Here is a 5927-nt window from a genome sequence, read left to right as displayed (position 1 = left end):
CAAAAATCGCCATTCTGTTTCTAAAAACAAAACCCTATAATAAACACATACTTTTTAAACAGAGAAACAACATGGCTGATTATCTTGATAATTCACAAAAACAAATCAAACTCGCCCTGCAACTGGTTTCAGGCTATGGCGGAGAGTTCCAATCGTGGCGACTTGCTGACAGTAACGAACGAGCCTATACCGACATTGATTTTTATGTGGAAATGGCAAAAACGGCTGAACAAGGCAAAATCCACACCCTATTTATCGCTGACACGCCGTCCTTTGGTGGGGCTGGCGGTGGCACGGATATTGCCACTCGCTCGCCTGCTTTTCCGCTTGAACCCATGGTTATGCTCTCTGCCGTTGCCTACGCCACGCAAAAAATCGGAATGGTGGCAACTTTTTCAACCACTTACAACCTGCCTTATAATTTGGCTCGTCAGCTTAAAACGCTGGACACCTTATCCAAAGGGCGTTTGGGCTGGAATACCGTTACCACAGGCACGCCTTTTACCGCTTATAATTTTGGCGACAAACCTTTGCCCGACACCACCACACGCTACGAAATGGCACACGAAATGGTGGAGGCGGTGCAAACCTTGTGGGGCGGTTTTGGCGAAAATGCCTACATCACTGACAAAGCCACAGGCGTGTTTGCCGACATGAGCCAAATCAAGCCTGCTAATTACAAGGGCAAACATTACCAAGTCAAAGGGGCATTGCCCATTCCTGCCACACCACAAGGGCAACCGCCCATTTTTCAGGCAGGTCCAAGCCCAGAGGGGATAGAGCTGGCAGGGCGTTTTGCCAGTGGTGTGTATGCCAATCCGTTCACGATTGACGAAGCACAAGCCTACCGCAATGTCATCAAGCAGAGTGCCATACAGCACGGCAGAAATGCTGACGACATTAACATGTTTAGCGGGTTTATGTTCACGATTGGCGACACTTACGAAGAAGCCTTGGCTCGCAGAATGAAGCTCATTGATTTTATGAGTGATGAGGAATTTTATGGGCAAATCCGCTATTTGTCGGCGATGATTGGCGTGAATTTACATGGGCTTGATTTAAATGAGCCTTTGCCAAAATCCTTACAAAACCAAGCCACACCGCACCCACATGACCCACGTTCGCCACGAGTGGTGGAACTCATCAAGCAAGGTATGTCGCCCAAAGAAGCCCTTGCCAATGGCGTGATTAACTATCATCCTGTGGTGGTAGGGACGGCTTTTGACGTGGCGGATTTTATGGAAGAATGGTTTAAAGCTGGGGCGACAGACGGCTTTTCGCTTGCCCCAGACAGTCAAAAAGGCGTGCAAGACTTTGTAGAAAAAGTCGTGCCGATTTTGCAAGAGCGTGGGATTTATCATGCTGATTATGAAGGTTCAACTTTGCGAGAGCATTTGGGTGTGCCGTATCAGTATGGTTTGAGAAAATAATTTATCAACAATCAGTCAGTTAAGGAGATTGAACATGAAACGATTAGTCAATAAAGTCGCCATTATCACAGGTGCCGCCAGTGGCATGGGCGAGACGACCGCTCGGGTGTTTGCCCGTGAAGGGGCGACTGTAATTATCACCGACGTGCAAGAGCAGGCGATTAAGGATTTGGTTGCCGATATTCAAGGCGAGTATGGCGATGTGGCGTTGGGCATTGTTCACGACATCGCAGACGAGCAGTCTTGGGCAAAAGTTACCCAAGAAGTCGTGGCTAAATTCGGCAAAATCGATATTTTGGTCAATAACGCTGTCATTGGTGGTAAAGATTGGAAATATGAAGATGCGTCTTTGGAAGAATGGCAAAAAGTAATGAAAGTCAATGCCGAAGGGGCGTTTTTGGGGATTTGTGCCGTTGTGCCTTATATGAAGAAAAACGACATCAGCTCGATTGTCAATATCAATACCCTAGGCGTACACGTGGCAGGCGAAGGCATTGCGCGCATTTCGTATTCAGCGTCCAAAGGGGCGGTTGATGCCTTGACCCGTGCCATGGCTTCACGTCTGGGCAAATACAATGTCCGTGTCAATTCCGTATCGCCTGGTCCAATCTTGACCCCTATGGCAAAGCAATATTCCAGCGATGAAAAATTGGCAGAAATCGCCAGCTTCAACCCGCTTGGACGCATGGGTGACCCGCTTGATGTGGCACATACCACGCTATTTTTTGGCAAGCGATGAAGTCAAATTCATCACAGGGGCCGAGATTTTGGTGGACGGTGGTTTTAAGATTCATAAGCCTCTGTAAAAATTAGCGTAAAGAAAACATCGCTCAAATGGGCGGTGTTTTTTATTGGCAAAAATAACAGCTTATTTTAAAATACATGCTTGACCTTGTAAAAGTTTTATATTAGAATTAACTAAATTAGAGAAATCTAAACTATGAATGATACGGTATCCAATGCAATATTCCCCGAGCAAGCCAAACAAGCGAGCGATTTTTTACGCATTTTGGCAAACGAAAACCGCCTACAAATCCTATGCCTGCTGATAGAGCATGGTGAGATGAGTGTCGGGCAAATCAATGCGATGACCACGCTTAGCCAGTCGGCATTGTCTCAGCATTTGGCAAAAATGCGAGATGAGGGGCTGGTGAGCTATGGCAGGCAGTCGCAGACCTTGTATTATCGTATTTGTGATGACAGGGTGGCTCGTATCATCATGGTTTTAAAGGAAATTTTTTGTCCCTAAGGAGCAAAAACCATGCCCAAGCCCCAAACAATCAGCCCAAACGAAGTCGCCCAAAAACTTGCGGGCGGAGCGACACTCATTGACATTCGCTCGCCTGATGAATTTGCCCGAATGCACATTGGTGGGGCGGTGTGCGTGCCGATTGACAGCCTTGATAAAGACAATATCGCCAACCAAGTCGCCAAAAATGCCAATTCACAAGGCGAAAATAGCGAAAATGTCGTGATTTTTCATTGTTTATCAGGTATGAGAACCGCCCAAAATGCCGATAAAATCACCGCTTGTACGTCAAATTGCACCGCTTATATCATGGACGGCGGTTTGCAGGCATGGCAAAAGGCAGGACTGCCAACCGTCATTGACCGCACACAGCCGATTAGTCTCATGCGACAAGTGCAAATCGTGGCAGGGGTGCTGATACTGCTTGGTGTGTTGCTAGGCTCGCTTGTGTCGCCTGTCTTTTATGGCGTGAGTGGATTTGTCGGGGCGGGGCTACTGTTTGCAGGGGTTACGGGCTTTTGTGGTATGGCAAAACTGCTTGCCCTGTTGCCTTATAACCGTGTGTCGTCTTGATTTATCAATTGTTTTGTCGAAAATTATTTAGGAGAAAATCATGAAAAGTAATCTACACAGCATTGACCGTATGTTACGCTTGGTGGTTGGGGCGTTGCTTGTTGCTCTTGCAGTCATGGGCGTGATTGGGGCGTGGGGCTATGTCGGGGCGGTGTTTGTTTTGACCGCATTTATGAACTTTTGCCCCATTTATCGGATGTTTAATTTTTCTACCAAAAAGAAAGGTTGAGCGATAAAGCACCAAAGCACCGTCCAAATGGGCGGTGTTTGGTTTTTTGGGGGGTCAGCTCAGTACATCCAGCACGACATCCCGAAGCCAGCGATGTGCCATGTCGTGTTCGGTGCGTTCGTGCCATGTCATCATCATGGTGAAGCCATCAACAGGGATTGGCGGGTTTTGTAGATGAACGTTCGGCAGGGTCTGGGCTAGGTGCTTGGGCAGTACCGCCACCAGATCGGATTCTTGTAGTAGCTGCGGCAATAGCGAAATGTGATTGACCGACACCATGACATTGCGCGTCCGCCCCAGTCGCTGTAAGGCGATGTCGGTCGCGCCGCTAAATTCGCCCCCGTTGTACGACAGCATCGCGAAGGGCAGTTCGCAGAACTCATCAAGCGTCAACGTAGTATTCGCCATGGGGTGGGATTTACTCATCGCGCACACGTAGGTTTCTTCGTATAGCACAGACTGGAACATGTCGCTACTTAGGTGGTTTTGACTCACCAAGGCCAGATCGATTTTGTTCTTCTCGAACAGACTTTTGATGTTCTGTCCCTGTACGGGCAATAAGGCAACCTTCAAATTCGGGGCAAGTCGTCTTAGCCTTAGAATCAAAGGCAGGGCGATGATCTGCTGCACATAATCCATCGCCGCGATGCGCAGGGTCATGTTCAGCTTCTCAGGCTCTAGCTTTGGCGGCGACAGCATCGAACCGACATCTTGCAATACTTTGCGCGCGATCTGCCCAAGCGCCAGCGCCCGATCGGTGGGCTGCATACCATGCTGTACCCGCACAAATAAAGGATCGTCAAAACTGTCCCGCAGGCGATTCAAAATCCCGCTCATCGCAGGCTGAGTGACAGACAGGCGATGAGCGGCGCGGCTGACGTTGCATTCGTCCAGCAGTACGACGAAGGCCTTGAGTAGGTTTAGATCTAGGGTTCTGATGTTGGTCATTTTTATATTTACTTAATTACAATTTTCCACCGATGCCCTTGAATTTCTCCACAAAATCAGCAATTTTTTGGAAAATACTTTGTTTGGCGGTCAAATAATTGGGGTTAAGTGGGCTCATTTTGGGTAAGACACTATTTAAATCCGTGCCATTCTCGCTGGCATATTCGCGCTTGAGCGAGATCATCAGGTAGCGTTTAGCTGCCTCGGTATTCAAGCCATTCTCTTCAATCAGCGCTTCTGCTTCCTGTTGCTGTTTTTCTTGGGCGAATTGATAGAATTCATCTAGAATAGACGGCTTGTCTTCAATGGCATCCAAATTAGTTTCGTTGATGAAGTCCACCACCAAAGTTTCTTTGGCGCGGTTGCCGATGCTGGCGCGGATGGTGCGGCGGATTTCTTCCACTAAGGCGCTTTTGTCTTTGATTTTTTGATTGTGTTCAAAGATGAGCTCTAAGATATAGTCCAAGTTGATTTCTTGTGACTTTAACAAATCCACTTCAAAAACCACATCATCCCAATCGATTTGGCTTTGGTTTTGTTTCTCTGATTCTTTTTGTTGGCGTAGCCAATCGCGGGTATCGTTGTAGGTAGAGCGATAATCTTGAATAGCGCGCTCGCTTGGCATATCGATGGTTTGCATTGCCTCGATGTCAGCATCGTCCAGATAGTACTTTGACTTGAACTCTTCAACAGCTTGTTCATCACTGGTATCTAGGCTTTGCAGTGCTTTTAATCCAGCAAACTCATCGTAGTTTTGTAAAATATTTTCTGCTTTGAGGTATTCACCAAATAGCTTGGCAAATTCCTTTTTATCTTGTTCTTTTTCAATATTTTCTGGGTTTGGAAAGCGTTCTTGCAGCTCTTTTACGATATCAACAAAACCTCGACGCGCCTGCCCAGTCGCAATATCGTTAAAACCTTCCATGTATTCTTTGTAGCTCTTCTCCAACACCACGTTTTTTGTGTTTTTGTCACCAAACAAAGTAATGGCATCAATGGTTGCCTGCTCCAAATCACGGAAGGTAACAATATTGCCAAAGGTCTTCGTCGCATCATAAATGCGGTTAGTGCGAGAAAATGCCTGCATCAAGCCGTGATAGCGCAAATTCTTATCAACAAACAAGGTGTTAAGCGTAGGCGCATCAAAGCCCGTTAAAAACATACCGACCACTATGAGCAGATCTATTTCTTGATTCTTCACGCGCTGGGCAAGGTCACGGTAGTAGTTCTGAAAACCATTACTGTCCACGCCATAGTTAGATTTAAACATGGCGTTGTAGTCAGTGATTGCGGCGCTCAAAAACTCTTTCGCACTGCTGTTCATGGCACTGACTTCAAAGCTCTCATCTAAAATATCACCAATGGCGTCCTGCTCTTCATTGGCAGCAAATGAGAAGATAGTCGCAATGCGCAGAGGCTTACTTGTGGGTCTATTCTCAGCCTCGGCCTGCAATGTTTTGAAGGTTTCATAGTACGCTTTCGCTGCATCAACACTACT

Annotated in this window: 6 protein-coding genes and 1 pseudogene; 5 read left to right on the top strand and 2 right to left on the bottom strand. The window is 47.0% G+C overall.

The window, feature by feature from the left end; translation table 11 throughout:
• The first annotated feature begins 71 nt into the window (after positions 1 to 71).
• From GY683_RS03620 to GY683_RS03600, 5 genes are all read left to right on the top strand, one after another.
• Positions 72 to 1430 (top strand): NtaA/DmoA family FMN-dependent monooxygenase, encoded by a 1359-nt coding sequence (locus GY683_RS03620; RefSeq protein ID WP_297287452.1) that lies wholly within the window; start codon positions 72 to 74, stop codon positions 1428 to 1430.
• Positions 1431 to 1464: 34 nt separating this feature from the next.
• Positions 1465 to 2169: an SDR family NAD(P)-dependent oxidoreductase gene (locus GY683_RS03615; RefSeq protein ID WP_297287451.1), complete on the top strand. Its 705-nt coding sequence runs from the start codon at positions 1465 to 1467 to the stop codon at positions 2167 to 2169.
• A gap of 201 nt (positions 2170 to 2370) precedes the next feature.
• The gene (locus GY683_RS03610; protein ID WP_297287450.1) at positions 2371 to 2679 is read left to right on the top strand and encodes a helix-turn-helix transcriptional regulator; all 309 of its coding nucleotides are present in this window, start codon (positions 2371 to 2373) and stop codon (positions 2677 to 2679) included.
• A 12-nt stretch (positions 2680 to 2691) separates the two neighbouring features.
• Positions 2692 to 3252, top strand: coding sequence for a rhodanese family protein (locus GY683_RS03605; RefSeq protein WP_297287449.1), 561 nt, complete (start codon positions 2692 to 2694; stop codon positions 3250 to 3252).
• A 40-nt stretch (positions 3253 to 3292) separates the two neighbouring features.
• A complete protein-coding gene (locus GY683_RS03600) occupies positions 3293 to 3481 on the top strand; it encodes a DUF2892 domain-containing protein (RefSeq protein ID WP_297287448.1) in 189 nt (62 codons plus the stop codon).
• Between the two features lie 54 nt (positions 3482 to 3535).
• Here GY683_RS03600 and GY683_RS03595 read toward each other — a convergent pair whose 3' ends face one another.
• Both GY683_RS03595 and GY683_RS03590 read right to left on the bottom strand, forming a co-directional pair.
• Positions 3536 to 4429 (bottom strand): LysR family transcriptional regulator, encoded by an 894-nt coding sequence (locus tag GY683_RS03595; RefSeq protein ID WP_297287447.1) that lies wholly within the window; start codon positions 4427 to 4429, stop codon positions 3536 to 3538.
• A gap of 16 nt (positions 4430 to 4445) precedes the next feature.
• A pseudogene (locus GY683_RS03590) lies at positions 4446 to 5927 on the bottom strand (type I restriction endonuclease subunit R); the annotation flags it as partial.

Source organism: Moraxella sp. (genome assembly GCF_024227015.1).
Lineage (GTDB): Bacteria > Pseudomonadota > Gammaproteobacteria > Pseudomonadales > Moraxellaceae > Moraxella.
This window is presented reverse-complemented; position numbering and strand designations above follow the sequence as displayed.

Excerpts from the sequence above, each read along its gene's own strand:
- GY683_RS03595 (WP_297287447.1), bottom strand. The coding sequence starts at position 4,429 with ATGACCAACATCAGAACCCTAGATCTAAACCTACTCAAGGCCTTCGTC.
- GY683_RS03605 (WP_297287449.1), top strand. The coding sequence starts at position 2,692 with ATGCCCAAGCCCCAAACAATCAGCCCAAACGAAGTCGCCCAAAAACTT.
- GY683_RS03615 (WP_297287451.1), top strand. The coding sequence starts at position 1,465 with ATGAAACGATTAGTCAATAAAGTCGCCATTATCACAGGTGCCGCCAGT.
- GY683_RS03620 (WP_297287452.1), top strand. The coding sequence starts at position 72 with ATGGCTGATTATCTTGATAATTCACAAAAACAAATCAAACTCGCCCTG.
- GY683_RS03610 (WP_297287450.1), top strand. The coding sequence starts at position 2,371 with ATGAATGATACGGTATCCAATGCAATATTCCCCGAGCAAGCCAAACAA.
- GY683_RS03600 (WP_297287448.1), top strand. The coding sequence starts at position 3,293 with ATGAAAAGTAATCTACACAGCATTGACCGTATGTTACGCTTGGTGGTT.